Origin of the sequence: Bradyrhizobium macuxiense (assembly GCF_007993935.1) — a bacterium.
Taxonomy (GTDB): Bacteria; Pseudomonadota; Alphaproteobacteria; order Rhizobiales; family Xanthobacteraceae; genus Bradyrhizobium; species Bradyrhizobium macuxiense_A.
This window is the reverse complement of the sequence record NZ_VITY01000017.1, coordinates 119,648-144,890: the sequence shown is the minus strand read 5'-3', so window position 1 is coordinate 144,890 and position 25,243 is coordinate 119,648. Positions and strand designations below refer to the sequence as shown.

Here is a 25,243-nt window from a genome sequence, read left to right as displayed (position 1 = left end):
CCATAATATCAGCCTCCTTATATATTATATCAGGGGCCTGATATGTCAAGTACGCCCGGAATGCCGGCGCCGGTTTCCGGTGCCTTGGGTTACACCATCAAGCTTGCGCAGCATGCGCTGAGGCTGCAGGTTGATGACGCAATCCGGCCGCTCGGCATCACCGCGCCGCAATTCGCGGTTCTCGTTGCTGTCGACCTGGACCCGGGCATTTCAAATGCCGCGCTGGCGCGCGCTGCCTTCGTGACCCCGCAGTCGATGCAGGGCATCGTTGCCAATCTCGAGCGCGACGGCCTGCTTCGGCGGAACGCCGATCCGTTGCATGGCCGGATATTGCGCAGCGAACTGACCCGCTCAGGGCGTAGCGTGCTCGGGAAGGCACACGCCGCCGTCGCCGAGATCGAGGCGCGGATGACCAATTCGTTGAAGAGAGTGGAGATCGAACAGCTCTCGCTGCTGCTGCAGCGCTGCATCGACAATTTGCTTCGGCCGTGACGCGCGCATCCGCAAAAAAAAGAAAACGCCCGTGGGGAGCGGGCGTTTTCGATAGTCAACTTGGGGGTAGTTGGGGGTCTTAAATATCCACGTAGCGACTTTGGGGGGCTGTAAAGAACACCACGTGAATTCGTGAAACTCTCCTGTTAGCGAGCCTGCCGATCAACGGACCAGCGAGTTGCTCGAACTCGTGATTGCCACCGGCTTGCCGGCCTTCATGACACGTGCAGTCTGCGTGTAACCCTCGTCCGACGAATTATGTGCCGCAATGCCGAAGCCCGCGACCAGGATACCGGCGAACAACGCCACGACCACAATCTTCAGATGCGTCATACGATCGGCGCTGTAGATCGAGTGGTTCATGGAAGTCTCCTGCCGCCTTCCTGCTCTCAGTAAATCTGTCGGTCTGGTCTGTTGCCCGGTTCAACGTCTCGTGCCCCGCTAACGTAGGATTTGCCGATTCCGTTCCCCAGAGGTCATCACAAGGGCGTGATGAGACGTGATCGGGCGCGATCAAAGATGACCCTTTGGTAATCTGGAGTCGCATTAAACCAATGTAATATCAGTATCTTGAGCAGACGCTGGGATGCTGCATCCCAGATAGGACCGTTTCGGTCTGTTCCACACAAATCAGTTGCCTGTGGCGAGAAAACACAGGCGAAAACGCAAGTGATTTGCGGCCGCTAGAGCGTTTTTCAAACGATGTGGACGCCCGGTTCGCGTGAAGACAACGCGTCAATAACAACCCAGGGCATCGGTTCCGCCCGGTCGGAATCGAGTCTTTTAGACGCTGCCGACCGTCTTCAGCCGGGCCCGCGGATGGATCTCGGCCTGTGACAAAACGGTGGTCTGCGAACGGAACCGCTCCACCAGCGAACGGACGAACGGCCGGATCGCAGCCGACGTCACCAGCACCGGCGCCTCGCCTTCGCGCGCCGCCTGCTCGAAGGCGTTGCGCACGGCGGTCATGAATTCCGAAAGCTTCGAGGGCTGCATCGCGAGACTGCGGTCGTCGCCGGTGCCGACGATCGACTCGGCGAATGCCTGCTCCCAGCGCGCCGACAGCGCGATCAGCGGCAGGTAGCCGTTCGGCGAGGTGTTCTGGGCGCAGATCTGCCGCGCCAGCCGGGCGCGGACGTGCTCGACCATGGTCGCCGGATTGCGCGAGAACGCCAGCGCGTCGGCGATGCCCTCGAGGATGGTGGAGAGATCGCGGATCGAGATGCGCTCGGCGAGCAGCAATTGCAGCACCCGCTGGATGCCCGACACCGTGACCTGGCTCGGCACGATGTCCTTGATCAGCTCGCCCTGCTCCTTCGGCAGGTCCTTCAACAGCTTCTGCACCTCGCCGTAGGACAACAGGTCCGACATGTTGGTCTTGAGCAGCTCGGTCAGGTGCGTCGACAGCACCGTGGCAGCGTCGACCACGGTGTAGCCCTTCAGCGCGGCCTCTTCCTTCAGGCCGGCATCGACCCAGGTCGCAGGCAGGCCGAAGGTCGGCTCGATGGTGTGGATGCCGGGCAACTGTACCTGGTTGCCGGCGGGGTCCATGACCATGAACTGGCTCGGCCAGATCTTGCCGGTGCCGGCGTCGACTTCCTTGATCTTGATGGCGTAGCTGTTCGCCTCGAGCTGCACATTGTCGAGGATCCGCACCGCCGGCATCACGAAACCCATCTCGATCGCCAGCGAGCGGCGCAGCGCCTTGATCTGCTCGGTGAGGCGGTCGGTGCCGTCCGGACCGTTGACCAGCGGCAGCAGCGCGTAGCCGAGCTCGATCTTGAGGTCGTCAATCTTCAGCGCGGCGGCGATCGGCTCTTCCGCGGCGGCTGCGGCGGCGGCCGCGGCTGCAGCGGGGGCGGCGGCGGCTGCGGTTTCGGCCGCCTTCGCCGCGCGCTTCTGCTTGCGCGCGTTCCAGGCCAGCATCGCCGCGCCGGAGCCCAGCGCCAGGAACGGCAGCGTCGGAATGCCCGGCAGCAGCCCCAGCACCAGCATGACGCCGGCCGACATGCCGAGCGCCTGCGGATAGCCGGAGAGCTGGCGCATCAGCGCCTTGTCGGCGGCGCCGCTGATGCCGGCCTTGGAGACGAGCAGGCCGGCTGCGGTCGAGACGATCAGCGCCGGCACCTGGGTGACGAGGCCGTCGCCGACCGTCAGCACCGTGTAGGTGCGGGCGGCTTCGCTGAAGGACAGGCCCTGCTGGGCGACGCCGATGATGATACCGCCGACGATGTTGATGCCGACGATCAGGAGGCCGGCGATGGCGTCGCCGCGGACGAATTTCGAGGCACCGTCCATCGCGCCGAAGAAGCCGCTTTCGTCTTCCAGCGCCTTGCGGCGCTCCTTGGCGGCCTTCTCGTCGATCAGGCCGGCGGAGAGGTCGGCGTCGATCGCCATCTGCTTGCCGGGCATCGAGTCCAACTGGAACCGTGCCGCGACTTCGGCGATGCGGCCCGAACCCTTGGTGATGACCACGAAGTTCACGATCACCAGGATCGCGAACACGATGATGCCGATCACGAAGTTGCCGCCCATCACGAAGTTGCCGAAGGCCTCGATGACGTGGCCGGCGGCCGCCGTGCCCTCGTGGCCGTGGCTCAGGATCAGCCGGGTCGAAGCCATGTTCAGCGACAGCCGCAGCATGGTCGAGATCAAGAGGATGGTCGGAAACGACGAGAATTCCAGCGGCGCCTGGATGAACAGCGAGGTCATCAGGATCAGGATCGAGACCGTGATCGAGACCGCCAGGAAGAGGTCGAGCACGATCGAAGGCAGCGGCAGGATCAGCACCACCAGGATGGTGAGGACGCCGACCGCCAGCGCGATGTCGCCGCGCTTGAGGATGTCGCCGATCTCGCCGAGGCTCGGTAATCCGCTCTTGCCTGCCGTGCCCTGACCCGCCGTGACGTCGACCATGGTAGCCGCTCCCCCTCGCGACTGGCGGCCGCGGCCGCCAAGCGTCTGCGCGACGGCCGCAGGGCCGCCGTTCCGAAAGTGAGGCACCGCGCTGGCGTTCACGGGGATCTCCGCCCGTTAGACGCGTTCGACGACACTCGACTTCACTCGGCAATTCTTGCCGGGTGTATGGTTAGCAAAGGGTTAATAAGTGCCCTTTAAGGAGCTGCGCGGGACGTCGCAGGGGCCAGGGAATGCGATTCCGGGCCGGCAAGGGCGGGGCGGACCGTCCGGCTGTTCCGGGGGGAGGGCGCTTGCGGCCGCTATCTCAGCGCGCCGAGCACGACGCCCGATGCGGCGATGATGCCGAGCGTGATGACGCTGGCCCGCCACAGCAATTGCTGCCGGGCGGCGCGCCGGTCGTGGAACGCCAGCCAGTCGTGAACAAAGCCCGCGGGGATGTCGAACACCACCGCCGACTCGCCGCGATAGTGCGTCTCATGCTCGCTATACATCGTCCGGACCGTCGCCACGCCCAGCCGCTCGAGCTCGCAATGCCACTCCCAGGCATGCTTGCCGTTGGTCCAGCGATTTTCGAAAGGGGTCACGTGTGATTCCATGACGAGCCTCCTGGCCCACCCTTGAACCTCACGTGGCAATTCTAGCTCAATATCCGGGCCGGTGCGAGGCCGGCGTCGGCTGCATCGGACCGATCAGCGCGGCGCTAGTTGGCTGACTCCATCCATTTGCGCCAATGCGTCGGCTGGATGTCGAGGTGCCTGCTGCCGGCATGGTCGACCCACTCGGTGCCGTCCCGGTGGCACGGGAACATCAGCGCATGGACCATGCCGTCATAGTCGAGCACACAGACCTCGAGCTCCCGGTCCGACGGCGCTGTTGCAACGGGTAACCACTCTGCTGACGACGAATGCATGATGAGCCTCCGACAGTGTGCGCTTCGATCCTCATAACCTGCGAACTGCGCGCCATCCGGCGGGATGATAGGTCCGGATGGCGAGCCGCCAGTGTGAACCGGCTCGCATTGTATCAGTTTTTCCTCGTCAGCATGGATCACGGTTCGGCCGACGATATTCCCGGCCGGTCGGTCCGGCCGCGAGCATTGCGGTCCACACCGCCATTGAACTTTCGCGGCCTCGTCGTCGACGAAAGCGCCAGCAAGGCAATTCAGCCGCCGGAGGCATCCATGATGAACCGCGCAGGTCGAACCGTCACGGCAGCATGCGCCGCGGCAACCGCGCTGCTGTCGGCGCCGGCCTCGGCCGCGACGCTGCCCGACGATCGGACCTGGCTGATCCGCATGATCGCCTGCAATGGCAACGGCGTCCTGATGGAGGTCTATTTGCCGCAATCCGTCGTGTTCGCGCCGCATGGCGGCATGGCCGCGGGCACGACGGCGGAGGGCTATTACACGCTCGATCTGACCGAGCTCAACAAGGGCAAGGGCCTCGAGCCGGTGCATGTGACGATGAGCGCGGACAAGAAGTTCGTGACGGTGGATCAGTACACGCGCGGCCTGCCGCCGACCCGCATCCCGGTCGGCGGCGGCACCGTCGATTTCGATCACCGGTTCGGGCTCGATGCGAAGTGCGGCCCGTTCCAGGCGCAGGATCCGAACTACGGCAAATGAGCCGCTCACGCGCCGGTGAAGTTCGGCGCGTCCCCTTGCTGCTGCATGCCTAATCTCTCGGCAATGTGGCTTGACCCGGAGGCAATTGCCGACGAAGTTTCGCCTGCCGTGGTAATTTCTTCTGAATATTCCCCTGAAGCCGTAACGTTCATTCCCGACTCGAGCCGGGCATGGCTGCGCCTTGTCGTGGCCGTGGTGATCGGCTCGCTCGGCAGCGTCGGGATGTGGTCGGTCGTGGTGGCGCTGCCGATGGTGCAGACCGACTTCGGCGCGACCCGTGGAACGGCCTCGCTCGCCTTCACGATGGTGATGCTCGGCTTCGGCCTCGGCCAGGTCGTGACCGGCAAGATCAGCGACCGCTACGGCATCGTCGCGGCAATCGGCGCCGGGATCGGCATTCTCGGTCTCGGCTATATCGGGGCCGGCTACGCGCCGTCGATCCTGGCCTTCATCCTGCTCCATTTCGCGATCGGCCTGTCGTCGGCCGCGACCTTCGGCCCCTTGATGGCGGAGGCCTCGCACTGGTTCGAGCGCTACCGCGGGCTTGCGGTCGCGATCGCCGCCAGCGGCAATTATGTCGGCGGCACGGTGTGGCCGCCGCTGGTCAATTTCGGCATGCAGAGCGTCGGCTGGCGCACCACCCACATTGCGATCGGCATTTTCACCGCGATCGCGATGGCGCTGGCGCTGGTGGTGCTGCGGCTGTTGATGGGGGCGGCGACCCGGCGCAGCCATGTCAACGCGGCACCGCCGCGGGTCGACCTCAAGCTCTCCACCAACGCGCTGACCGTGATCCTGTCGCTCGCGTCGATCTCCTGCTGCGTGGCGATGTCGATGCCGCAGGTTCACATCGTCGCCTATTGCGGCGATCTCGGCTACGGCGTGGCGCGCGGCGCCGAGATGCTGTCGCTGATGCTCGGCTTCGGCATCATCAGCCGGATCGGCTCCGGCTTCCTTGCCGACAGGATCGGCGGCATCCGCACGCTGCTGATCGGCTCGATCGCGCAGGGCTCGGCGCTGCTGTTCTATCTGTTCTTCGACAGCCTGACCTCGCTCTACGTCATCTCGGCGATGTTCGGCCTGTTCCAGGGCGGCATCGTGCCGAGCTACGCCATCATCGTGCGCGAGGCGATGCCGGCCTCCGAGGCTGCGACCCGGATCGGCATCGTGATCTTCGCCTCGGTGTTCGGCATGTCCTTTGGCGGCTGGATCTCGGGCGTGATCTTCGACGCCACCGGTTCCTACGCGGCCGCCTTCGCCAATGGCCTGGCCTGGAACCTGCTCAATGTCAGCATCATCCTGCTGCTCCTGCTGCGGTCACGGCAGCGGCTGGCGATAGTGTAGCCTTACAGCAGCAACTCACACCGACTGGCCGGCCTTCAGCAATGAGCAGCCGGTAATCTTCAAACTGCCGTCGGCCTGCCGCTCCAGCGTGTAGAGCGCCTCCCACGCCTCGCCATTGGCATCGACGATGTGAACGCGCTGCGCAATCCGGTCGCCGTCGCTCTGCGCCGCGCCGAACTCGAAGCTCCTATGGCGATAGACCGGCGCGTATTGGCTCTGCACCATCGACATGAAGATCTCGGCCTGCGGAAAGATCCGCCGGATCGCGGGCGCGGCATAGGAATAGGCCGCCGCGGCGTCGTCGCGGCCGAACGCCTGCTCCTGGGCGCGGATCACATCCTGCGCGGCGCCGGCGTCGTCGGCCGTCGCAGGTGAGGCGAGGGCGAACAGAATGGCGGCAATGAGGACGATCGCGCGCATGCGGGACTCCAACTCGGATACCAGCTGCTACGGATGACACCCCGGGCCGGTTTCCGCTGCAAGCACAAATGCGGTGCCTTGGCGCCGAACCTCCTTGCACGAAGCCTGGCCGCCCGCGCCATGACCGCGCCGCATGATCCGGCCCAACGCGGAGCGAGGTGTCAGTTGATCCGCCAGCTGCCGCGCCGCAGCGCGTCCGCGGTCGGGCATCCGGCGTCTCGCGCGCGGCGCGTGACGAAGGGGCGTTCGATGGTGACGATCTGGCAGCCGAATTGCTGCGCCACGTCTGCGACGACGTTCGCCACGGCGTCGTCGATCTGCGATCCGGCGAGGTGTGCCACGATCAGGTCGCCGATGCTGAGCCGCTTGCGGACGCGCAGGTCGCTGTCGATCCGGTAACTGAACAGGGCATGAACCACGCCGCGGCGGTCGCGGATCGCAATCAGCCTGGAGCTGCCCCGGCTGTGCCGGCGCACGAATTGCAGCCATTGGCCCGTGGTAATACTGGCATCATGCATGAACACGAGCGGATAGGCTGAATTCGCGTGCCGATCGTCGATCGGAAGTGCCTGAAATTGCTTGTTCATCGTCCGAAATCCCCGATCTCCGTGAAATTGCCGGGGGATGGCGGCGGGGTCATTGATTTGCATCAATGACCCCGATGGTTGATCCAGCTCAAATAGCGGCCGATAAAGGTCGATATCGAACCATGCGGACCCCGAGCCATGAGGATTGCCGACCCCCTGCAGGATTCATGTGCCGGCGCGGCGACGCGCGACTGCAGGCATGGCCTGGCCACGAATGGCTGCGAGGACTGCAAGGTCAGGCTGTTCAGCGTCTGCGCCGCGCTGGAGGTGCCCGAGCTCGAAGAGCTCGACCGGATCAGCCAGGCCCGGGAGGTCCCGGCGAGGACGACGTTGTTCGAGCAGAGCACGCTGGCGGGCAGCGTCTTCAACGTTACCGACGGCGTGGTGCGCTTGTACAAGTCGTTGCCCGATGGCCGCCGGCAGATCGTCGGTTTTGCGCTGCCGGGCGATTTCCTCGGGCTCGCGTTGCAGGACCGCTACGGCGTGACCGCCGAAGCCGTCACCGCGGTCGCGGTGTGTCGTTTTGCGCGACCGGCGTTCCTCGCCTATGTCGACGACAAGCCGCATCTGTTGCGCCGGTTGCACGAATTCGCCGGGCATGAATTGAGCCTTGCACAGGAGCAGATGCTGCTGCTCGGCCGGCGCACCGCCGAGGAGAAGATCGCCGCATTCCTCCTCAACATGCAGGCGCGATATGCCCGCATTGGAACGGTCTCCGTCACCGTGCCGTTGCCGATGAGCCGGCAGGATATCGCCGACTACCTCGGTCTCACCATCGAGACGGTGAGCCGCACCCTGACGCGGCTTGCGCGCGAGAAGGTGGTGTTGATCGTGCCCGACGGCGTGCGGCTGCTCGATCTGGAGCGGCTCAAGCTCGCAGGCGCGAGCTGATCGTCCCGACCTCTGGATTTGATCCAGCACAAGGCAATGTGCGTTGCCGCACACTAGGTTTTCTCCGCAGCACGCAGGAGAAGACCGATGTCTCTCGACACCATCCTTGTCTTGATTGCCACCGTCGCGATGTTTGCCACCGTTGCCGCCGTGATCGCCTGGGGCGATCGGCAGACGCGCGACCTGTGATGATGTGATGACCGGCGCTGGCGCGGTTATCTGATCGAGCCCTTGAAATTGTCGATATCGGGCGAGGGACGGGCGGGAAACAGCCGTGCGGTCGAGGAGTTGTCGAGCCGGCGCCTGCATTTGGCCTCGTCGGCGCTGTCTTCAGCGCCGTCCTTCCCGGTGCGCTTCTTGGCAAAGACATCGTCGAGCCGGTTGACGATCAGCATCGCATGGTCGCGCTCGAGCGTATCGGGATTCTTGCGCCGCTCGTCGGAGCGGAACGCGCCGCCGGCCATCTTGCCCGTCATCTCGTAGTCGCAGCCGGCCTTCCAGTCGCCCTGGTCCCATTTCCATCCCTTGGCCGTCACGGCGCCGTTGCCGTCGGCGGTGACCTTGATGATGGCGTTGTAGGCGAGCCAGACGCCGGCAAGTCCGCTGCGCTTGTCGTCAAAGCCTTCGAGCAGCGCCAGGCGTTCGCGCTGCAAGCCGTCGACGTGATCGCGTGCATCGACGGTGAAGTGGACCTGCGAGCTCTGCTTGTTCCAGGCCGGATGCAGGAATTCCGGGAATTGCTCGGTCTGGCTCTTCACCCAGTTGCGCTGGTCGTCGATCAGCGCGCGCCGCGTCGCCTCGTCGAGCCGCGGCTGCAATGCCTTCCAGGCGCGGTTCAGCCGCTGGTCGTTGTCGGCGAGATCGGGATCGGCGCAGATTTCCTCGTCGGTCGCGGTCTCAGGTTTCGTGCAGTCGAAGGTCGGCGCGACGAAGGCGGTGTCCGCTTTGTCGGATGCCGCATCCTTGCCTGCGGCAAAATAGCTGCCGGTGACCTGCCACATCGACGAGCAGTCGTTGAGGGCGTCAAACTCCTCGTCATCGATGGTCCCGACGATCCGCAAGGTCTCGCCCTGGCGGCGGAGTTTGATTGACGGCGGCTTGGCGGGCGCGGCGGTTGCGTCCGTCTTCGGCTTGTCGGCCGGTGCATCCGCTTCGATCACCACGGTGCCGGCGAGCCATGCCGTCCCCGATGGCTTCAACTCGGCGGTCAGCTTGCAGGTCCGCCTGCGGTCGCCGCCATAGTCGCCGCGCAGATCGGCGGCGAGGCGATAGGCGCCGCCATCGGCCGGCGTCAGCGTGGTGCTGCCGAAGGCATTGACCCATTTGCCGGCAAGGCCGGGCCGGCCGGATGCGATCCCCTCGAGCGCGGCCGCGCGGCGGCGCAACGCTTCAGTGAAACTCTGCTTCAGTTCGTCCTCGCCGGAATCGGCCAGCACTTCGGCGGCGTCGATGATCATTTCGTTGAACCAGGCCTGGTCGCGCTTCAACAGCGGCCTGACGTTTGCCGGCATCTTGGCGAGCGCCGCGTCGAACGCCTTGTCGATCTGCGCGACTAGTTTGTCGTGGCCGGCCTTCTTGCAGTCGGCGGTCTTGATCCGGGCGTCGCCGCCGTCGCCGCACAGGCTGATCGCGGTCGGCGCGCTGCTCGATGCGCGCAGGAAATCGTCCATCGCAAGGGACGGGGCGGACGCAAGGACTGAGATGGCCACGACGGCGGCCGCAAGCCGAGGGGAGCAAGGCATGGATGTCACCCGCGAGGCCGCGATAAATGGCCTCTGCGGCTTGGGTCGTCCGCGAGCTGCGCCGGGTTCAAAAAGTCGGCGGCGTGCAGGCCGAAATCACCTCGCACGGCTTGGCACCGATGCAGCGGAAGCGGTGCGGCCGACGGCTTTCGAAGTAATAGGCGTCGCCGGCGTTGAGCACCCGCCGCTCGTCGTCGACCGTGACCTCGAGCCGGCCCGAGACCACGATGCCGCCTTCCTCGCCCTCATGCACCAGCGGCACCCGGCCGGTGTCGCTGCCGGGCTCGTAGCGCTCTTTCAGGATCTGCAACGCACGTCCGAACAGGCTGTCGCCGATCTGCAGGTAGGAAATCGGCTTCTTGCCGATCTCGGTCAGCTCGTCGGCGCGGTAGAACGCCTTGCGCGGCCGCTCCGGCTCGATCGCGAAGAATTCCGCAAGTCCCATCGGGATGCCGTCGAGGATGCGCTTCAGCGCGCCGACCGACGGGTTCATCTGGTTGGATTCGATCAGCGAGATCGTCGAATTGGTCACGCCGGAGCGCTTGGCGAGCTCGCGCTGCGACAGCTTGTGCCGCGCGCGGATGAATCGAAGCCGACCGCCGATGTCGACGCTCATGACTGGATCCCTGTTGCAGGTGTTGCGGATCGAACAAATCTTCGCAGACCGCCTCAACAAGATCAATGGCTTGCGGTGCGACAGAAAAGGACTTGTTGAGTGCCGTGAAGAATGGTCCGACTAGGCTAACCAACAATGGAGCGCCGCCGTGACCGTTCATCAGATTCCGAACACCATCAAGACCGATTCGTTCTGGATGCCCTTCACGGCCAACCGGCAGTTCAAGAAAGCGCCGCGGCTGTTCTCCTCCGCCAAGGGCATGTACTACACCTCGGTCGACGGCCGGCAGGTGATCGACGGCTCCGCCGGTCTGTGGTGCGTCAACGCCGGCCACGGCCGCCCGCAGATCGCAGCCGCCGTCGAGCGCCAGCTCTCGACGCTGGACTTCGCGCCGTCCTTCAACATGGGCCATCCGCTGGCGTTCGATTTCGCCGAGCGTCTCGCCGAGATCGCCCCGAAGGGGCTGGACCGGATCTTCTTCACCAATTCGGGCTCTGAGTCGGTCGATACCGCGCTGAAGATCGCGCTGGCCTATCACCGCGCCGCCGGCCAGCCGACCCGCACCCGCCTGATCGGCCGCGAGCGCGGCTATCACGGCGTCGGCTTCGGCGGCATGTCGGTCGGCGGCATGGTCGCCAACCGCCGCCAGTTCGCGACCCACCTGCCGGGTGTCGACCACATCCGTCATACCCATGATCTCGCCCGCAACGCCTTCGCCAAGGACCAGCCGGACCATGGCGCCGAGCTCGCCGACGACGTCGAGCGGATGGTCGCGCTGCATGGCGCCGACACCATCGCCGCCGTGATCGTCGAGCCGGTGCCGGGCTCGACCGCGGTGCTGCCGGCGCCGAAGGGCTATCTGCAGCGGCTGCGCGAGCTCTGCACCAAGCACGGCATCCTCCTGATCTTCGACGAGGTCATCACCGGCTTCGGCCGCCTCGGCACCCCGTTCGCCGCCAACTTCTACGGCGTGACGCCGGACATGATGACCACCGCCAAGGGCATCACCAACGGCACCGTGCCTTGCGGCGCGGTGTTCGCCAGCCGCCAGGTCCATGACGGGCTGATGGTCGGTCCTGACAACGCCATGGAGCTGTTCCACGGCTACACCTATTCGGCGCATCCGGTGGCCTGCGCGGCGGGTCTTGCCACGCTCGACATCTACAAGGACGAGGGCCTGTTGACCCGCGGCGCTTCGATCGCCGATTACTGGCGCGATGGCCTGCACTCGCTGAAGGGCCTGCCGAACGTCGTCGACATCCGCAACCAGGGCCTGATGGGCGCGGTCGAGCTCGCGCCGCGTGACGGCGCTGTCGGTGCGCGCGGCTACGATGTGATGGTCGATTGCTTCAACCGCGGCCTCTACTTCCGCATGAGCGGCGACTCGCTGGCGCTGTCGCCGCCCTTGATCGTCGAGAAGTCGCACATCGACGACATCGTCTCGATCCTCGGCGATTCGATCAAGCGCGTGGCCTGATAATTGCTAGAGCGATAATTGCAAGCGAGATAGTCGCTCGCTCTACAAATTGCTGTCGCCGTTGCGAAGCAGAGTGGTTTCGCAGCGGCGATTGCGTTTTCGCTGCAGGATGTGAGGAAAAGTGAAGGTCCTTGTTCTCGGCAGTGGCGTGATCGGCGTCACCTCGGCCTATTACCTTGCGCGCGCCGGCCATGAAGTGACGGTGATCGACCGTCAGCCGAATCCCGCGCTCGAAACTTCCTTTGCCAATGCGGGCGAGGTGTCGCCGGGCTATTCATCGCCCTGGGCCGGCCCCGGCGTGCCGGTCAAGGCGGTGAAGTGGCTCTTGATGAAGCACGGCCCGCTGGTGATCCGCCCGAAGCTCGATCCCGTGATGTGGTTGTGGCTCTTGAAGATGCTGCGCAATTGCACCACGGCGCGCTACGCGGTGAACAAGAGCCGGATGATCCCGATCGCGGAATACAGCCGCGACTGCCTGCAGGCGCTGCGCAGCGAGATCGGCATCCGTTACGACGAGCGCGCGAAAGGCACGCTGCAGCTGTTTCGCTATCAATCGCAGCTCGATGGCACCGGCGACGACATCGCCGTGCTCAAGCAATATGGCGTTCCGTTCGAGGTGCTCGACCGCGAGGGCTGCATCGCCGCCGAGCCGGCGCTGGCCGGCGTGAAGCAGAAATTCGCCGGCGGGCTGCGGCTGCCGCATGACGAGACCGGCGACTGCCACATGTTCACGCAGGCCCTGGCGCTGGAAGCCGAGAAGATCGGCGTTCGGTTCAATTTCAATACCGGCATCGACGGGTTGAATGCGGACGCAACCCGCATCACCGGGGTTGCGACCAGCGCCGGGATGATGACCGCCGACGCCTATGTCCTCGCGCTCGGCAGCTATTCGCCGCATCTGGTGCGGCCGCTCGGCATCTCGCTGCCGGTCTATCCGGTGAAGGGCTATTCGATCACGGTGCCGATCAAGGATGCGTCCGGCGCGCCGGAATCGACCGTGATGGACGAGAGCTACAAGGTCGCGATCACGAGGCTCGGCGATCGCATCCGCGTCGGCGGCACGGCGGAAATCTCCGGCTACTCGACCAAGCTCTACGCCGCGCGGCGCGCGACGCTGGACCATTCGCTGACCGATCTGTTCCCGCGCGGCGGCGATCTTCCGAAGGCCACCTTCTGGTGCGGCCTGCGCCCGATGACGCCGGACGGCCCGCCCGTGATCGGCGCGACGCGCTTTGCCAATCTGCACCTCAACACCGGCCACGGCACGCTCGGCTGGACCATGGCCTGCGGCTCGGGCCGGGTGCTCGCCGACATGCTCTCCGGCAAGAAGCCCGAGATCGACACCAAGGAGCTGTCGATCAAGCGCTACGATCACAGGTTCGGGTAGCAGGCCTCATCGCAGGCGGACTGCTATTCGGCGGCGTTCCTCACCGGCGGTTCGGCATCGTCGTCCTTCTTCGTTGCCGTCCAGCTCGACAGCGCGTTCGAGAGCCGGTCGAGGTAGAGATAGACGACCGGCGTCGTGAACAGCGTGAGCGCCTGGCTCACGAGCAGGCCGCCGACCATCGCATAGCCGAGCGGCTGACGTATTTCCGATCCGGTTCCGGTGCCGAGCATCAGCGGTACGCCGCCGAGCAGGGCTGCCATCGTCGTCATCATGATCGGCCGGAAGCGCAGCAGCGCCGCTTTCCGGATCGAGTCACGCGGCGACAGATGCTCCTCGCGTTCGGCGGCGATCGCGAAGTCGACCATCATGATGCCGTTCTTCTTCACGATCCCGATCAGCAGGATGATGCCGATCAGCGCGATCAGGCTGAAATCGAACCCGAACGCCATCAGGATCGCCAGCGCGCCGACCCCGGCCGAGGGCAGCGTGGACAAGATCGTGAGCGGATGAATGTAGCTTTCATAGAGCATGCCGAGGATCAGATAGACCACGACCAGCGCGGCCAGGATCAACAGCGGCACCGAGCTCAGTGATTGCTGGAACGCCTGCGCGGTGCCCTGGAAGCTCGAACTGAGCGTGCCCGGAGCGCCCAGGTCGGCGACGGCGTTCTGGATCGCGTCGGTGGCCTGGCCGAGCGCCACGCCTTGGGCGAGGTTGAAGCTGATCGTGGTCGCCGGAAACTGCCCCTGGTGGGCGATCGCGAGCGGGCGCACCGGAACCGTCGTCCACTTGGCGAACACGGAGAGCGGCACTTCGTCGCCGGTCGTCGGCGACCTGATGTAGAGCTTGTTGAGCGTGTCGAGCTTGCCCTGCAATTCGGGCAGGATCTCCAGGATGACGTGATAGCTGTTGAGCTGGGTGAAGTATTGCGTCACCTGGCGCTGGCCGAACGCGTCGTACAGCGTGTCGTCGATCAGTTGCGGCTGGATGCCGAAGCGCGAGGCGGTGTCGCGATCGATGGTCATCGTCAGCGTCGTTCCCTCGGTCTGCTGGTCGGTGGCGACGTCGCGCAGCTCGGGCAGGGTCTTCAGCCTGGTCAGGATCTTCGGCGCCCATTCGTTCAGCTCGGCGAGGTTGGCGTCCTGCAGCGTGTATTCGAACTGCGTCCGCGTGGCGCGGCCGCCGAGCCGGACGTCCTGCGACGCCTGCATGTAGAGCCGCGCGCCCTCGACCGCCTCGAGCTTCGGCCGCAACCGCGCGATGATCTGCTCGGCGTTGGCGTCGCGCTCCTCGCGCGGCTTCAGCGTGATGTACATGCGGCCGGAATTCAGCGCGGTGCCGCCGCCGCCGATGAACTCGGCCATGCTGTCGACCGCGGGATCGGCCCGGACGATGCTGCTGAGCTCTTCCTGATGCCGCTTCATGTCGGCAAACGAGATGTCTTGCGCCATCTGCGACACGGCGATCAGGAAGCCGTTGTCCTGTTGCGGGAAGAATCCCTTGGGAATGATCACGAACAAATAGACCGACAGCGCCACGGTCGCGAAGAAGATGCAGAGCGTGGTGCGGCTCCAGCGCAGCGCCAGATCGAGGCCGCGCTCATAGCCGTGCAGCATCCGATCGAATGCCGCTTCGCTCCATTGGTAGAGCCGGCCGTGCCTGGTTTCGGCACGCGCGCGCAGGAAGCGCGATGCCATCATGGGCGTCAGCGTCAGCGACACCACCAGGGAGACGAAGATCGCCATGGCCAGGGTCACCGCGAACTCGCGGAACAGCCGGCCGATCACGCCGCCCATCAGCAGCAGCGGGATCAGCACCGCGACCAGCGAGATGCTGATCGACAGGATGGTGAACCCGATCTCGCCCGCGCCTCGTAGGGCCGCGGCGAGCGGCCGCTCGCCGTGCTCGACATAGCGCGTGATGTTTTCCAGCATGACGATGGCGTCGTCGACCACGAAGCCGACCGCAATCGTCAGGGCCATCAGCGACAGATTGTCGAGCGTATAGCCGAACACCCACATCAGCGCGCAGGCGCCGAGCAGCGCGAGCGGCACGGTGACGGCCGGAATCACCGTGGCCCAGAAGCTGCGCAGGAACAGGAAGATCACCATGACGACGAGGACGATGGTGATCAGCAAGGTGATCTGCACGTCCTCGACCGCCGCGCGGATCGTCAATGTCCGGTCGCTGATGATCTTGATCTTGACGGCGGGCGGAATCGCGGCAATGAGCCTCGGCAGTTGCTCCTTGATCCTGTCGACCGTCCCGATGACGTTGGCGCCGGGTTGCTTGAAGATGACGAGGAACACGCCGCGTTGGCCGTCTGCCCAGGCGGCCTGTTTCATGTCTTCCGGCGCGGCGACGGCCTGGCCGATGTCGCGGATCCGCAACGGGCCGCCGTTGCGGTAGGCGACGATGATGTCATTCCAGTCCTTGGCATCCGGCAGTTGATCGTTGGCGTAGATCGTGTACGCGCGGCTCGCGCCGTCGATGTTGCCCTTCGGACTGTCTGTCGTTGTGATGGCGATCTGGCTGCGGATGTCTTCCAGCGAGAGCCCCTTGGCGACCAGCTTGGCGGGATCGACCTGCACGCGAATGGCGGGCTTCTGCTGGCCGCCGATGAACACCTGGGCGACGCCGGAAATCTGACTGATCTGCTGCCCGAGCTGGGCGTCGACCGCATCGCTCACCTTGATCAGCGGCAGGGTGTCCGAGGTCGCCGACAAGATGAGGACAGGCGAGTCCGCCGGATTGACCTTGCGATAGGTCGGCGGCGACGGCAGGTTCTTGGGCAACTGGCCGCCCGCGGCATTGATCGCCGCCTGGACATCGTTGGCGGCGCCGTCGATGTTGCGGTTCAGATCGAACTGGATGGTGACCGCGGTCGACCCGAGCGAGCTCGTCGAGGTCATCTGCGCGATGCCGGGAATCTGCGCGAATTGCCGCTCTAGCGGCTGCGCGACCGAGGAGGCCATGGTTTCCGGGCTGGCGCCGGGCAGGCTTGCGGAGATCTGGATGGTCGGAAAGTCGACCTGCGGCAGCGGCGCGACCGGCAGCAACGGATAGGCGACCATGCCGACGAACAGAACGCCGGCCATCAGCAGCGAGGTGCCAATGGGGTAGCGGATAAACGGAGATGAGATGCTCTCGTTCATTTCTGCAATCCAAATGAACGGCAGGCGCATCTTTTCCCGAATACCGGGAGTCGTCCTCGAAAGCTCGAGCGCGAACGCGCGTTTTCCTCGCCATGGCCAATCGGCAGATCGAGGAGTTGGCCTTCGCGTCTGCCTGTTTTCTTGCCAGCATAATCATTCTTGAGGGCGGCGTGAATGGAAACATCGGACGGTCCATTCGACCTTCGTTCAAGTGCCCCTGTTGGGCAGCCGTCAAACGTGTGCCCTGGCGCGCGATATATCTTATTACGATATATCCGTGCAGTTCGGCCAAATGCGCGATGGATCAACGAAAAGCCCGGCACGATGGCCGGGCTGGATCGCAAATATGAACTAGAGCAAATATGAGCTTGGACGCGTCAATGCGACGATCTAGCCGGACGCCGGCCGGGCCGTCTGTGCACTTTTTCACATTTTGCCGATTTCTTTTTTCGACAGGCTCCGGCAGCTATGCGTTGCGCGGCGGTTTCTGCCCGGCGTTCTTCGCAGGCTTCGCCGATGCCACCTTGGCCACAGGCTGCACGCGCAAACCATCCACGAACACGTCCAGCAGCCTGAGCGCGGTGGTCTGCCAGCCCGGCTGGTCGTGCATGTAGCACATCCCGATCAGCGCCCGCAGCACGTCCTCGGCGCTGATGTCGTCGCGGATGACGCCGGCTGCGACGGCGCGCGCGAGCAGGGTGCCGATCGCCTTGGTCAGGCGGTCGAACGAATAGGCGTGCAGCTCGGTCGAGCCATGCGCGACCAGCGCAAGGGCGGCGACCATGCCCTTCTTGGTGGCGACGAATTCCACATTGGCGCGCAGCCAGCGCCGCAGCGCCTCGACCGGCTCGGGGGCGCATTGCAATTGCTCGGCCAGATCGCCGAGCTGCTCGACCTCGCGGCGATAGACCGCCTCATACAGCGCCTCGCGGGTCGGGAAGTGGCGGTAGAGCGTGCCGATGCCGACGCCGGCCTGGCGCGCCACCGCCTCCAGGCTCGCCTCGCTGCCGCCGGCCGAGAACACGGCCTTGGCCGCTTCCAGCACACGCTCGCGGTTGCGCACCGCATCGGCGCGCGGCTTGCGGACAATTTCTGGTGATGGACCGGCCATTGCTTTTTCTTTTCACCCTCCGTTGTAAACGGAGGATGCCTCCGCATATGGCGACCAGCACCGGGCCTGACAAGGCGCGCCGATCATGCATCGGCGGCCACGGGTTCCTGTTGCCTCGATTCAACCCGACCATACACGGATCGGAGCCCTGCATGAATCTCCCACTCAGTCTCACCATCAACGGCGTCCGCCGGGAAATCACCCTCGACGACCCCCGCGTCACCCTGCTCGACCTGCTGCGCGAGCGGCTCGACCTCACCGGAACCAAGAAGGGATGCGACCGCGGCCAGTGCGGCGCGTGCACCATCCTGGTCGACGGCCGCCGCATCAATTCCTGCCTCGCGCTCGCCGTCAGCCATGACGGCGCCGAGATCACCACCATCGAAGGCGTCGGGTGCGGCGGCGAGCTGCACCCGGTGCAGGCCGCCTTCATCGCCCATGACGGTTTCCAGTGCGGCTTCTGCACGCCGGGCCAGATCATGAGCGGCATCGGCATGATTGGGGAAGGGCAGGCCGGCGACGATCCGGAGCGGGTGCGCGAATGCATGAGCGGCAATCTCTGCCGCTGCGGCGCCTATCAGGGGATCACCGAGGCCGTGCTCGAGGCACAATCCAACATGACCGCCACCAAGCAGAGGCGCTCCGCATGATGAACTTCGATTACGTCAGGCCGGCCAGCGTCGCGGACGCGATCGCGGCGGCCTCCGAAAAGGGCGCGAGCTATCTCGCCTCCGGCACCAATTTGCTCGATCTGATGAAGGGCGGCGTCAGCCGGCCGAGCCGCCTGGTCGACGTGACGCGGTTGCCCGGGCTCGATCGCATCGAACGTCTCGCCGACGGTTCGCTTCGCATCGGCGCGCTGGTGCGCAATGCCGATCTCGCGCATGACGCGGAGTTCGCGCGCAACTATCCCGCGGTCGCCGAGGCGCTGCTGTCGGGCGCCTCCGCGCAGCTGCGCAACGCCGCGACGGTCGGCGGCAATCTGATGCAGCGGACCCGCTGCGCCTATTTCTACGACGCCGGCAGCGCCTGCAACCGGCGCTGGCCGGGCGCCGGCTGCGACGCGCTGAAGGGCGAGAACCGCCTGCATGCGGTGCTCGGCTGGAGCGAGGGCTGCATCGCAACCCATCCGTCTGACTTCTGCGTGCCGCTGGTCGGGCTCGATGCGATCGTCGAGATCGAGGGCAAAGGCGGCCGGCGCGAGCTGCCGCTCGAGGCGCTGCATCGTCTGCCCGGCGAGACGCCTGAGCGCGAGACCGCGCTGGAGCGTGGCGACCTGATCGTCGCGCTGCGCCTGCCGACTGAGGCGAAAGGCTTCGCCAGGCATGCCCGCTACATCAAGGTGCGCGAGCGCACGTCCTACGCCTTCGCGGTGGTCTCGGCTGCGGCTAGCCTGCGCATCGAGGACGGCAGGATCCGCGACGCCCGGCTCGCGCTTGGCGGCGTTGCGGCAAAGCCGTGGCGCGCGCGCGAGGCCGAGCAGGTGCTCGCGGGTGCCGCGCCGGATGCGGCTGTTTATCGCGAGGCGGCGCGCGCCGCGCTGTCAGGCGCAAAGCCGTCCGGCGACAACGCCTTCAAGATCGAGCTCGCGCAGCGCATCGTCGTGCGCGCGCTTACCCTTGCTGCCAGAGGCACGCCGGATCGTATTCCGGCGCTGCCCGGCTCTCCCTTCTCATCCGTTGCAGGAGCGTAACGCATGACGGTTGAACTCAGTCTGACCCGCGACCCCGCCCATATCCGGCATGGCTCGAACATCGGCCAGCCGATGACCCGCACCGACGGCGTGCTGAAAGTCACCGGCAAGGCCCGCTATGCCGCCGACAATCATCCGGCCGGCATGGCCTATGCCGTGATCGCGACCAGCTGCATCGCGCGCGGCCGCGTCACCGCGCTCGATGTCACCGCCGCCAAGCGCCACCCCGGCGTGATCGACGTGATGACCCCGGCGCACAAGCCGGAGCTCGCGGAAGACCCCGATGCCAAGGGCAATCCGTTCGCGTTCCGCATGGAGCTGTTGCAGAGCGACGAGGTGCGCTATGCAAACCAGGCGATCGCGGTCGTGATCGCCGAGACGCTGGAGGCCGCGACCGAAGGCGCGGCGCTGCTGTCGCCGCGCTACCAGGTCGAGATCGCGCGCGTCGGCCTCGACGCCGGCGAAGCTTACGCGCCGCCGGTGGTCGGCATCGGCAATCCCGCCGAAGTCCGCCATGGCGACATCGACGCCGGCATGACTGCGGCTACGAAGCTGACCGATGCCACCTACCAGACCCCGGCGCAATATCACAACGCGATGGAGCCGCATGCGATGGTCGCGGTGTGGGATGGCGACCGCCTGTTCATCGACACGCCGAGCCAGGGCATGGGGTTCGCCCAGATGCGGATCGCCGGCCTGTTCGGGATTCCGCCGGCGAACATCCACATCAACAGCCCGTTCCTCGGCGGCGGCTTCGGCTCCAAGGGGCTGATCTCCGGGCCGCAGGTGCTCGGCATCATGGCCGCGAAGCTGATCGGGCGTCCGGTCAAGCTGGTGCTTCGGCGCAGCCAAATGTATGGCCCGGTCGGCCATCGTCCGCCGACCCGCCAGCGCATCCGGATCGGGACCGACGATGCCGGCGTGATTGCCGTGATCAATCATGAGGCGCGGGTCACGACGTCGAGCTTCGACGATTTCTACGAGCCCGCGGCCGACGCCTCGCACACGCTCTATGCCAGCCCCGCGATCCGCACTGCGCATGAAGCCGTGCGCGTCGACACCGGCACGCCGCTGTTCATGCGCGCGCCGGGCGAGGCCACCGGATCGATCGTGCTGGAAAGCGCGATCGACGAGGCGGCGTTCGCCTGCGGCATCGATCCCTTGGAGTTCCGGCTGAAGAACTATGCCGAGGTCGAGCCGACCACCGGCAAGCCGTTCTCCTCCAAGGCGCTGCGGCAGTGCTACGCCAGGGCCGCCGAACGTTTCGGCTGGGCGGGACGTCCGCTGCAGCCGAAGCAGATGCGCGACGAGAACGGCTTTCTGGTCGGCTGGGGCATGGGGACCGCGACGTTCCCGGCGATCATGTTCCAGGGCAATGCGCGCGCGGTGATCCGCGCCGATGGCAAGGGCGTGATGGAGACAGGCGCGCATGACATGGGGCAGGGCGCCTGGACCGCGCTGGCGCAAATCTCGGCCGACTCGCTCGGGGTGGATTTCGACCAGCTGACGTTCCGCTCCGGCAGCTCCGATCTGCCCGATGCCGGCATCGCCGGCGGGTCGGGGCATACCGCGACCGTCGGCGCCGCAATCCACAATGCCGGTGCGGCGGTGATCGCAAAACTCGCCGAGCTTGCGACCACGGACGAGCGCTCGCCGCTGTTCGGCGCCGGCAATGCCGGCGTGGTGGCGCGCGGTGGACGGCTGCATCGCCGCGACGATGACGCACGCAGCGAGAGCTATGCCGAGATCCTGGCGCGCGCCGGCCTCGCCGAGGTCGACGCCACCGGCAGCGGCGCAGCGGATGCGGCGGCGCAGTCGCAATATGCGATGCACGCGCATGGCGCTGTGTTCGCCGAGGTCAAGGTCGATCCGGAGCTCGGCCAGATCCGCGCCACGCGGCTGGTCGGCGCGTTCGCGGCCGGCCGCATCATCAATCCGTTGATGGTGCAGAGCCAGCTGCGCGGCGGCATGATCTGGGGGCTCTCCTTCGCGCTGCATGAGGAGGCGGTGATGGACCATCGTTCGGGGCGCATCCTCAATGCCAACCTCGCCGAGTATCATGTGCCCGTAAATGCCGACGTGCCGCCGATGGAGGTCATCACGGTCGACGAGCACGATCCGCACGTCAACCCGCTCGGCATCAAGGGCGTCGGCGAGATCGGCATCACCGGCAGCGCCGGCGCCGTCGCCAACGCCGTGTTCCACGCCACCGGCATCCGCGTGCGGAATTTCCCGATCAAGATCGAGGAAGTGGTGATGAGGCTGGGCTGACGCGTCTTGACGTGAGGGCTCCGCAACAACAGGTGTCGTCCCGGCGAAAGCCGGGACCCATAACCACGAATGTGAGTTATGGCGCGACGCTGGGGCCGCAGCTTTTTGTTCGACAACATAATCCTGTAGTAATGGATCCCGGCCTGCGCCGGGACGACGGTGGAGAGAGCGGGGCCTCACCCCGCCGCCGTCACGCAGTTCACCCACAGCACCACGGCCTTCGCATCGCGCGCCGGATTGGAGAAGCGGTGCGGCCTGCGGCTTGCGAAGCGAAAGCTGTCGCCCTGCTTCAGCGTCCAGGTCTCGGTGTCCACCGTCAGCGTCATCTCGCCCTGCAGCACAAGGCCGGCCTCTTCGCCGTCATGGGTATAGAACTCGTCGCCGGTGTTGCCGCCGGGGTCGAGATGCACCAGGAACAGATTGAGCCGGCTCTCGCTGCCGGCGGGGCTGAGCAGCTGCTTTGAAATGCCGGTGCGCCACAGTTTCAGCTCGGCGCGCTGCACCTCGCGGGTCACGACGCCGCCGGCGCTCTCATCTTTCGGCGCCGCGCCGAACAGCGCGGCGATGCCGACGCCGAGCACGTCGGCCAATGTCGCCAGCACGCGCAGCGAGGGCGACGACAGGCCGCGCTCGATCTGGCTGATGAAGCCGATCGACAAATCGGTGCGTGCGGCGACCAGCTCCAGCGACATCTGCTTGGCGCGGCGCAGATCGCGGATGCGGCGTCCGACCGCGAGATCCATCGCGGGCTCGGCCGGCTCCATCACGGGCTTTTTGGCCGCGCGGCGTGCCGTCGCAGGCTTCGCTGCCGCACCTTTGCGCATTCTCTTGCCGCCGCTCACGTCACACAGCTTCCTTCATGTGCATGAAAACCGCTTGCATTGGCCGCGGTTTCGTGACCACAATTTCATATTGGTGAAAATAGGCCGGAACGGCGTCGCCCGCAACCAAAAGCGCTGACACAGCGGGCGAGGCGGCACCGGCGCCAGTTTGGGAGGTGGTGCGATGTCGTTTCAGCGTCTCGTTCAGGCCGCGGTGGCGGCGCTTGCCCTTGCCGTGAGCGCGCCGTCGGTGGCGCAGCAGGTGCTCAAGGTCGGCTCGACGCCGACCGGCATCCCCTTCACCTTCCTCGACACCAAGACCAATTCGATCCAGGGCATCATGGTCGATCTCGCCTCCGAGATCGGCAAGGACGCCGGCTTTACCGTGCAGATCGAGCCGATGCAGTTCTCGGCGCTGATCCCCTCGCTGACCGCGAACAAGATCGACATCATTGCCGCCGCGATGTTCGCCACCGCCGCGCGCAAGGAGGTGATCGACTTCTCCGAGCCGGTCTATACCTACGGTGAAGGCTTGGTGGTGCCGAAGTCCGACACCAAGGCCTATGCCTCGCAGGAAGATCTGAAAGGCACCGTGGTCGGTGCCCAGGTCGGCACCGCGTTCGTCGATGCGCTGAAGAAGACCGGGCTGTTCAGCGAGGTCAAGGTCTACGACACCATTCCCGACATCCTGCGCGACGTGAATGCCGGCCGCCTCAAGGCCGGTTTCGCCGACTATCCGATCCTCGCCTACAATCTGCAGCAGGGCAATTTCGCCGACGTCCGGCTGGTCGACGGCTACAAGCCCGTCACGGTGGGCACGGTTGCGATCGGCGTCCGCAAGAGCGACACCGAGCTGCTCGGCAAGATCAACGCCTCGCTCGCGAAGCTGAAGGCCAGCGGCACGATCGCGAAGATACTGGAGAAATGGGGCCAGAAGGCCAGCGCGTCGTGAGGGCTGCGCTTTCGCTGGCACCTCGAGTGATCCGTCATCCTGAGGAGCGGCGTCTTCGCCGCGTCTCGAAGGATGCACGGCCCGGCTGGTGGCCGTCGACCCTTCGAGACGCGCTACGCGCTCCTCAGGGTGACGGAAACAATGTTCGTGCACGTGACCGAACTGGATAAGTCTAGCTGAGCCGATGCAAAAATTCTTCCATGACGCCGTCGAGTTCGTGCCGATCCTGTTGCAGGGTGTCTGGCTGACCATCGTCGTCACCGTCGGCTCGCTGTTGCTGTCGACCGTGCTCGGCCTAGTGTGGGCGCTGATGCGGGTATCCGGCATCCGCATCCTCGTTTGGCTCAGCGCCGCGCTGATCAATGTGATCCGCGGCATCCCGATCATCGTGCTGCTGTTCTACATCTATTTCGTGATGCCCGATTTCGGCATCGCGCTGTCAGCGCTGCAGGCCGCGATCATCGGGCTCGGCATCGCCTATTCGGCCTATCAGGCGGAAAATTTCCGCGCCGGCATCGAGGCGATCGACAGGGGACAGATCGAGGCGGCGCAGACTATCGGCATGGGCTGGTGGCTCACCATGCGCCGCGTGGTGCTGCCGCAGGCGGTCAGGATCATCCTGCCGCCCTACGGCAACATCATGATCATGATGCTGAAGGATTCCTCGCAAGCGTCCACCATCACGGTCGCCGAGCTCGCGCTGCAGGGCAAGCTGATCGCCTCCTCGACCTTCAAGAACACCAGCGTGTTCACGCTGGTTGCGCTGATGTACCTCACCATGAGCATTCCGCTCATCCTGCTGGTTCGGCATTTCGAGAACAAGGCGAACCGCAAATGATCGAGCTCAACGACGTCCACAAGAGCTTCGGCAAGGTCGAGGTGCTGAAGGGCATCACGGCGTCCGTCGCCAAAAGCGAGGTGGTCTGCATCATCGGCCCGTCGGGCTCCGGCAAGTCGACCATCCTGCGCTGCATCAACGGGCTCGAGAGCTACGATCGCGGCGAGATCAGCGTCGAGGGCGCGCGCGTCGACAGCAATGACCGCTCGATCGTGTCGATCCGCACCCAGGTCTCGATGGTGTTCCAGCGCTTCAACCTGTTTCCGCATCGCACCGCGCTCGAGAACGTCATCGAGGGCCCGCTTTATGTGAAGAAGGAGCCGCGCGAACAGGCGATTGCCCGCGGCCGCGCGCTGCTCGCCCAGGTCGGGCTCGCCGACAAGGCCGAGGTGCATCCGCCAAAACTCTCCGGCGGCCAGCAGCAGCGCGTCGCGATCGCACGCGCACTGGCGATGCAGCCGAAGGCGATCCTGTTCGACGAGCCGACCTCGGCGCTCGATCCCGAGCTGGTCGGCGAGGTGCTGTCGGTGATGCGCAAGCTCGCCGATGACGGCATGACCATGGTGGTCGTCACGCATGAAATGGGCTTTGCCCGCGACGTCGCCGACCGCGTGCTGTTCATCGACGGCGGCGTCATCGTCGAGCAGGGCGCCGCCAAATCCGTCCTCAACCAACCGCAGCACCCGCGCACCCAGGATTTCCTGCGCCGCGTGCTGCATCCGCTGTGATCGATGATGGTTGACTTGAATCGAGACGTTGCCATGCCAACGGTCCACCTCTCCCCTTGTGGGAGAGGTCGGATCGCATCGTCAGATGCGATCCGGGTGAGGGGTGACGCTCTCTCGTGGGACCTGAACCCCTCACCCGGCGCTTCGCGCCGACCTCTCCCGATGGGAGAGGTAA

The 25,243-nt window shown here is 65.5% G+C and carries 23 protein-coding genes; 12 read left to right on the top strand and 11 right to left on the bottom strand.

The genetic code is table 11. The features are described 5' to 3' along the window. Positions 1–42: 42 nt before the first annotated feature. Positions 43–492 (top strand): MarR family winged helix-turn-helix transcriptional regulator, encoded by a 450-nt coding sequence (locus FBZ93_RS34570; RefSeq protein ID WP_208764098.1) that lies wholly within the window; start codon positions 43–45, stop codon positions 490–492. A gap of 162 nt (positions 493–654) precedes the next feature. Here FBZ93_RS34570 and FBZ93_RS34565 read toward each other — a convergent pair whose 3' ends face one another. The 4 genes from FBZ93_RS34565 to FBZ93_RS40895 form a co-directional block, all read right to left on the bottom strand. Further along, the gene (locus FBZ93_RS34565) at positions 655–855 is read right to left on the bottom strand and encodes a hypothetical protein (RefSeq protein ID WP_016848568.1); all 201 of its coding nucleotides are present in this window, start codon (positions 853–855) and stop codon (positions 655–657) included. Between the two features lie 420 nt (positions 856–1,275). Continuing rightward, a complete protein-coding gene (flhA, locus tag FBZ93_RS34560; protein ID WP_167529346.1) occupies positions 1,276–3,408 on the bottom strand; it encodes a flagellar biosynthesis protein FlhA in 2,133 nt (710 codons plus the stop codon). A gap of 302 nt (positions 3,409–3,710) precedes the next feature. Beyond that, positions 3,711–3,995, bottom strand: a complete 285-nt coding sequence (locus tag FBZ93_RS34555) for a hypothetical protein (RefSeq protein WP_246667770.1) — start codon at positions 3,993–3,995, stop codon at positions 3,711–3,713. A gap of 116 nt (positions 3,996–4,111) precedes the next feature. Beyond that, positions 4,112–4,321: a hypothetical protein gene (locus FBZ93_RS40895; RefSeq protein WP_167529345.1), complete on the bottom strand. Its 210-nt coding sequence runs from the start codon at positions 4,319–4,321 to the stop codon at positions 4,112–4,114. A 270-nt stretch (positions 4,322–4,591) separates the two neighbouring features. Between FBZ93_RS40895 and FBZ93_RS34550 the strand changes: the two genes are divergently transcribed. Both FBZ93_RS34550 and FBZ93_RS34545 read left to right on the top strand, forming a co-directional pair. Continuing rightward, positions 4,592–5,035 (top strand): hypothetical protein, encoded by a 444-nt coding sequence (locus FBZ93_RS34550; RefSeq protein WP_146991884.1) that lies wholly within the window; start codon positions 4,592–4,594, stop codon positions 5,033–5,035. Positions 5,036–5,143: 108 nt separating this feature from the next. After that, positions 5,144–6,379 carry an MFS transporter gene (locus FBZ93_RS34545; RefSeq protein ID WP_146991883.1) on the top strand — a complete coding sequence of 412 codons (1,236 nt, stop codon included), beginning with the start codon at positions 5,144–5,146 and terminating at the stop codon, positions 6,377–6,379. A gap of 15 nt (positions 6,380–6,394) precedes the next feature. Here FBZ93_RS34545 and FBZ93_RS34540 read toward each other — a convergent pair whose 3' ends face one another. Beyond that, positions 6,395–6,799 carry a DUF4864 domain-containing protein gene (locus FBZ93_RS34540; RefSeq protein ID WP_146991882.1) on the bottom strand — a complete coding sequence of 135 codons (405 nt, stop codon included), beginning with the start codon at positions 6,797–6,799 and terminating at the stop codon, positions 6,395–6,397. A 161-nt stretch (positions 6,800–6,960) separates the two neighbouring features. Next, positions 6,961–7,449, bottom strand: a complete 489-nt coding sequence (locus FBZ93_RS34535) for a hypothetical protein (RefSeq protein ID WP_146991881.1) — start codon at positions 7,447–7,449, stop codon at positions 6,961–6,963. A 75-nt stretch (positions 7,450–7,524) separates the two neighbouring features. Here FBZ93_RS34535 and FBZ93_RS34530 point away from each other — a divergent pair, with 75 nt between their 5' ends. Continuing rightward, positions 7,525–8,277 (top strand): Crp/Fnr family transcriptional regulator, encoded by a 753-nt coding sequence (locus tag FBZ93_RS34530; RefSeq protein WP_146991880.1) that lies wholly within the window; start codon positions 7,525–7,527, stop codon positions 8,275–8,277. Between the two features lie 215 nt (positions 8,278–8,492). On the opposite strand, the gene FBZ93_RS34525 is transcribed toward FBZ93_RS34530, so the two are convergent. Then, positions 8,493–9,986: a lysozyme inhibitor LprI family protein gene (locus FBZ93_RS34525; protein ID WP_167529344.1), complete on the bottom strand. Its 1,494-nt coding sequence runs from the start codon at positions 9,984–9,986 to the stop codon at positions 8,493–8,495. Between the two features lie 100 nt (positions 9,987–10,086). Then, positions 10,087–10,635, bottom strand: a complete 549-nt coding sequence (locus FBZ93_RS34520; RefSeq protein ID WP_018273259.1) for a cupin domain-containing protein — start codon at positions 10,633–10,635, stop codon at positions 10,087–10,089. Between the two features lie 148 nt (positions 10,636–10,783). On the opposite strand from FBZ93_RS34520, the gene FBZ93_RS34515 reads away from it, so the two are divergent. Continuing rightward, positions 10,784–12,112 carry an aspartate aminotransferase family protein gene (locus FBZ93_RS34515; protein WP_146991878.1) on the top strand — a complete coding sequence of 443 codons (1,329 nt, stop codon included), beginning with the start codon at positions 10,784–10,786 and terminating at the stop codon, positions 12,110–12,112. 121 nt (positions 12,113–12,233) lie between these two features. Further along, positions 12,234–13,499: a D-amino acid dehydrogenase gene (locus FBZ93_RS34510; protein WP_146991877.1), complete on the top strand. Its 1,266-nt coding sequence runs from the start codon at positions 12,234–12,236 to the stop codon at positions 13,497–13,499. Between the two features lie 23 nt (positions 13,500–13,522). Here the strand turns inward: FBZ93_RS34510 and FBZ93_RS34505 are convergent, their stop codons facing one another. Then, on the bottom strand, positions 13,523–16,654 hold the full coding sequence (locus tag FBZ93_RS34505) for a multidrug efflux RND transporter permease subunit (RefSeq protein WP_146991876.1): 3,132 nt from the start codon (positions 16,652–16,654) through the stop codon (positions 13,523–13,525). 466 nt (positions 16,655–17,120) lie between these two features. Beyond that, positions 17,121–17,765 (bottom strand): TetR/AcrR family transcriptional regulator, encoded by a 645-nt coding sequence (locus FBZ93_RS34500; protein ID WP_146991875.1) that lies wholly within the window; start codon positions 17,763–17,765, stop codon positions 17,121–17,123. Between the two features lie 152 nt (positions 17,766–17,917). On the opposite strand from FBZ93_RS34500, the gene FBZ93_RS34495 reads away from it, so the two are divergent. The 3 genes from FBZ93_RS34495 to FBZ93_RS34485 are packed head-to-tail and all read left to right on the top strand — an operon-like array spanning position 17,918 to position 21,729. After that, positions 17,918–18,415 carry a (2Fe-2S)-binding protein gene (locus FBZ93_RS34495; RefSeq protein WP_146991874.1) on the top strand — a complete coding sequence of 166 codons (498 nt, stop codon included), beginning with the start codon at positions 17,918–17,920 and terminating at the stop codon, positions 18,413–18,415. Further along, positions 18,412–19,458 (top strand): FAD binding domain-containing protein, encoded by a 1,047-nt coding sequence (locus FBZ93_RS34490; protein WP_146991873.1) that lies wholly within the window; start codon positions 18,412–18,414, stop codon positions 19,456–19,458. Before FBZ93_RS34495 ends, FBZ93_RS34490 begins: the two co-directional genes overlap by 4 nt. Positions 19,459–19,461: 3 nt before the next feature. Continuing rightward, positions 19,462–21,729, top strand: a complete 2,268-nt coding sequence (locus FBZ93_RS34485) for a xanthine dehydrogenase family protein molybdopterin-binding subunit (protein ID WP_146991872.1) — start codon at positions 19,462–19,464, stop codon at positions 21,727–21,729. A gap of 176 nt (positions 21,730–21,905) precedes the next feature. On the opposite strand, the gene FBZ93_RS34480 is transcribed toward FBZ93_RS34485, so the two are convergent. After that, a complete protein-coding gene (locus tag FBZ93_RS34480; RefSeq protein ID WP_167529343.1) occupies positions 21,906–22,553 on the bottom strand; it encodes a cupin domain-containing protein in 648 nt (215 codons plus the stop codon). Positions 22,554–22,734: 181 nt separating this feature from the next. Here FBZ93_RS34480 and FBZ93_RS34475 point away from each other — a divergent pair, with 181 nt between their 5' ends. The 3 genes from FBZ93_RS34475 (at position 22,735) to FBZ93_RS34465 (ending at position 25,068) form a co-directional block, all read left to right on the top strand. After that, positions 22,735–23,502 (top strand): ABC transporter substrate-binding protein, encoded by a 768-nt coding sequence (locus tag FBZ93_RS34475; RefSeq protein ID WP_146991870.1) that lies wholly within the window; start codon positions 22,735–22,737, stop codon positions 23,500–23,502. Positions 23,503–23,686: 184 nt separating this feature from the next. After that, positions 23,687–24,340, top strand: a complete 654-nt coding sequence (locus FBZ93_RS34470; protein WP_146991869.1) for an amino acid ABC transporter permease — start codon at positions 23,687–23,689, stop codon at positions 24,338–24,340. Further along, a complete protein-coding gene (locus tag FBZ93_RS34465; protein WP_146991868.1) occupies positions 24,337–25,068 on the top strand; it encodes an amino acid ABC transporter ATP-binding protein in 732 nt (243 codons plus the stop codon). The genes FBZ93_RS34470 and FBZ93_RS34465 overlap by 4 nt, the downstream gene beginning before the upstream one ends. The last annotated feature ends 175 nt before the right edge of the window (positions 25,069–25,243 follow it).

What these genes read in the sequence shown, in the direction of transcription:
- FBZ93_RS34570 (WP_208764098.1), top strand. Translation starts at nt 43, where the DNA reads ATGTCAAGTACGCCCGGAATGCCGGCGCCGGTTTCCGGTGCCTTGGGT.
- FBZ93_RS34565 (WP_016848568.1), bottom strand. Translation starts at nt 855, where the DNA reads ATGAACCACTCGATCTACAGCGCCGATCGTATGACGCATCTGAAGATT.
- flhA (WP_167529346.1), bottom strand. Translation starts at nt 3,408, where the DNA reads ATGGTCGACGTCACGGCGGGTCAGGGCACGGCAGGCAAGAGCGGATTA.
- FBZ93_RS40895 (WP_167529345.1), bottom strand. Translation starts at nt 4,321, where the DNA reads ATGCATTCGTCGTCAGCAGAGTGGTTACCCGTTGCAACAGCGCCGTCG.
- FBZ93_RS34550 (WP_146991884.1), top strand. Translation starts at nt 4,592, where the DNA reads ATGATGAACCGCGCAGGTCGAACCGTCACGGCAGCATGCGCCGCGGCA.
- FBZ93_RS34540 (WP_146991882.1), bottom strand. Translation starts at nt 6,799, where the DNA reads ATGCGCGCGATCGTCCTCATTGCCGCCATTCTGTTCGCCCTCGCCTCA.
- FBZ93_RS34535 (WP_146991881.1), bottom strand. Translation starts at nt 7,449, where the DNA reads ATGCAAATCAATGACCCCGCCGCCATCCCCCGGCAATTTCACGGAGAT.
- FBZ93_RS34530 (WP_146991880.1), top strand. Translation starts at nt 7,525, where the DNA reads ATGAGGATTGCCGACCCCCTGCAGGATTCATGTGCCGGCGCGGCGACG.
- FBZ93_RS34520 (WP_018273259.1), bottom strand. Translation starts at nt 10,635, where the DNA reads ATGAGCGTCGACATCGGCGGTCGGCTTCGATTCATCCGCGCGCGGCAC.
- FBZ93_RS34505 (WP_146991876.1), bottom strand. Translation starts at nt 16,654, where the DNA reads ATGAACGAGAGCATCTCATCTCCGTTTATCCGCTACCCCATTGGCACC.
- FBZ93_RS34500 (WP_146991875.1), bottom strand. Translation starts at nt 17,765, where the DNA reads ATGGCCGGTCCATCACCAGAAATTGTCCGCAAGCCGCGCGCCGATGCG.
- FBZ93_RS34495 (WP_146991874.1), top strand. Translation starts at nt 17,918, where the DNA reads ATGAATCTCCCACTCAGTCTCACCATCAACGGCGTCCGCCGGGAAATC.
- FBZ93_RS34490 (WP_146991873.1), top strand. Translation starts at nt 18,412, where the DNA reads ATGATGAACTTCGATTACGTCAGGCCGGCCAGCGTCGCGGACGCGATC.
- FBZ93_RS34485 (WP_146991872.1), top strand. Translation starts at nt 19,462, where the DNA reads ATGACGGTTGAACTCAGTCTGACCCGCGACCCCGCCCATATCCGGCAT.
- FBZ93_RS34480 (WP_167529343.1), bottom strand. Translation starts at nt 22,553, where the DNA reads ATGCGCAAAGGTGCGGCAGCGAAGCCTGCGACGGCACGCCGCGCGGCC.
- FBZ93_RS34475 (WP_146991870.1), top strand. Translation starts at nt 22,735, where the DNA reads ATGTCGTTTCAGCGTCTCGTTCAGGCCGCGGTGGCGGCGCTTGCCCTT.
- FBZ93_RS34470 (WP_146991869.1), top strand. Translation starts at nt 23,687, where the DNA reads ATGCAAAAATTCTTCCATGACGCCGTCGAGTTCGTGCCGATCCTGTTG.
- FBZ93_RS34465 (WP_146991868.1), top strand. Translation starts at nt 24,337, where the DNA reads ATGATCGAGCTCAACGACGTCCACAAGAGCTTCGGCAAGGTCGAGGTG.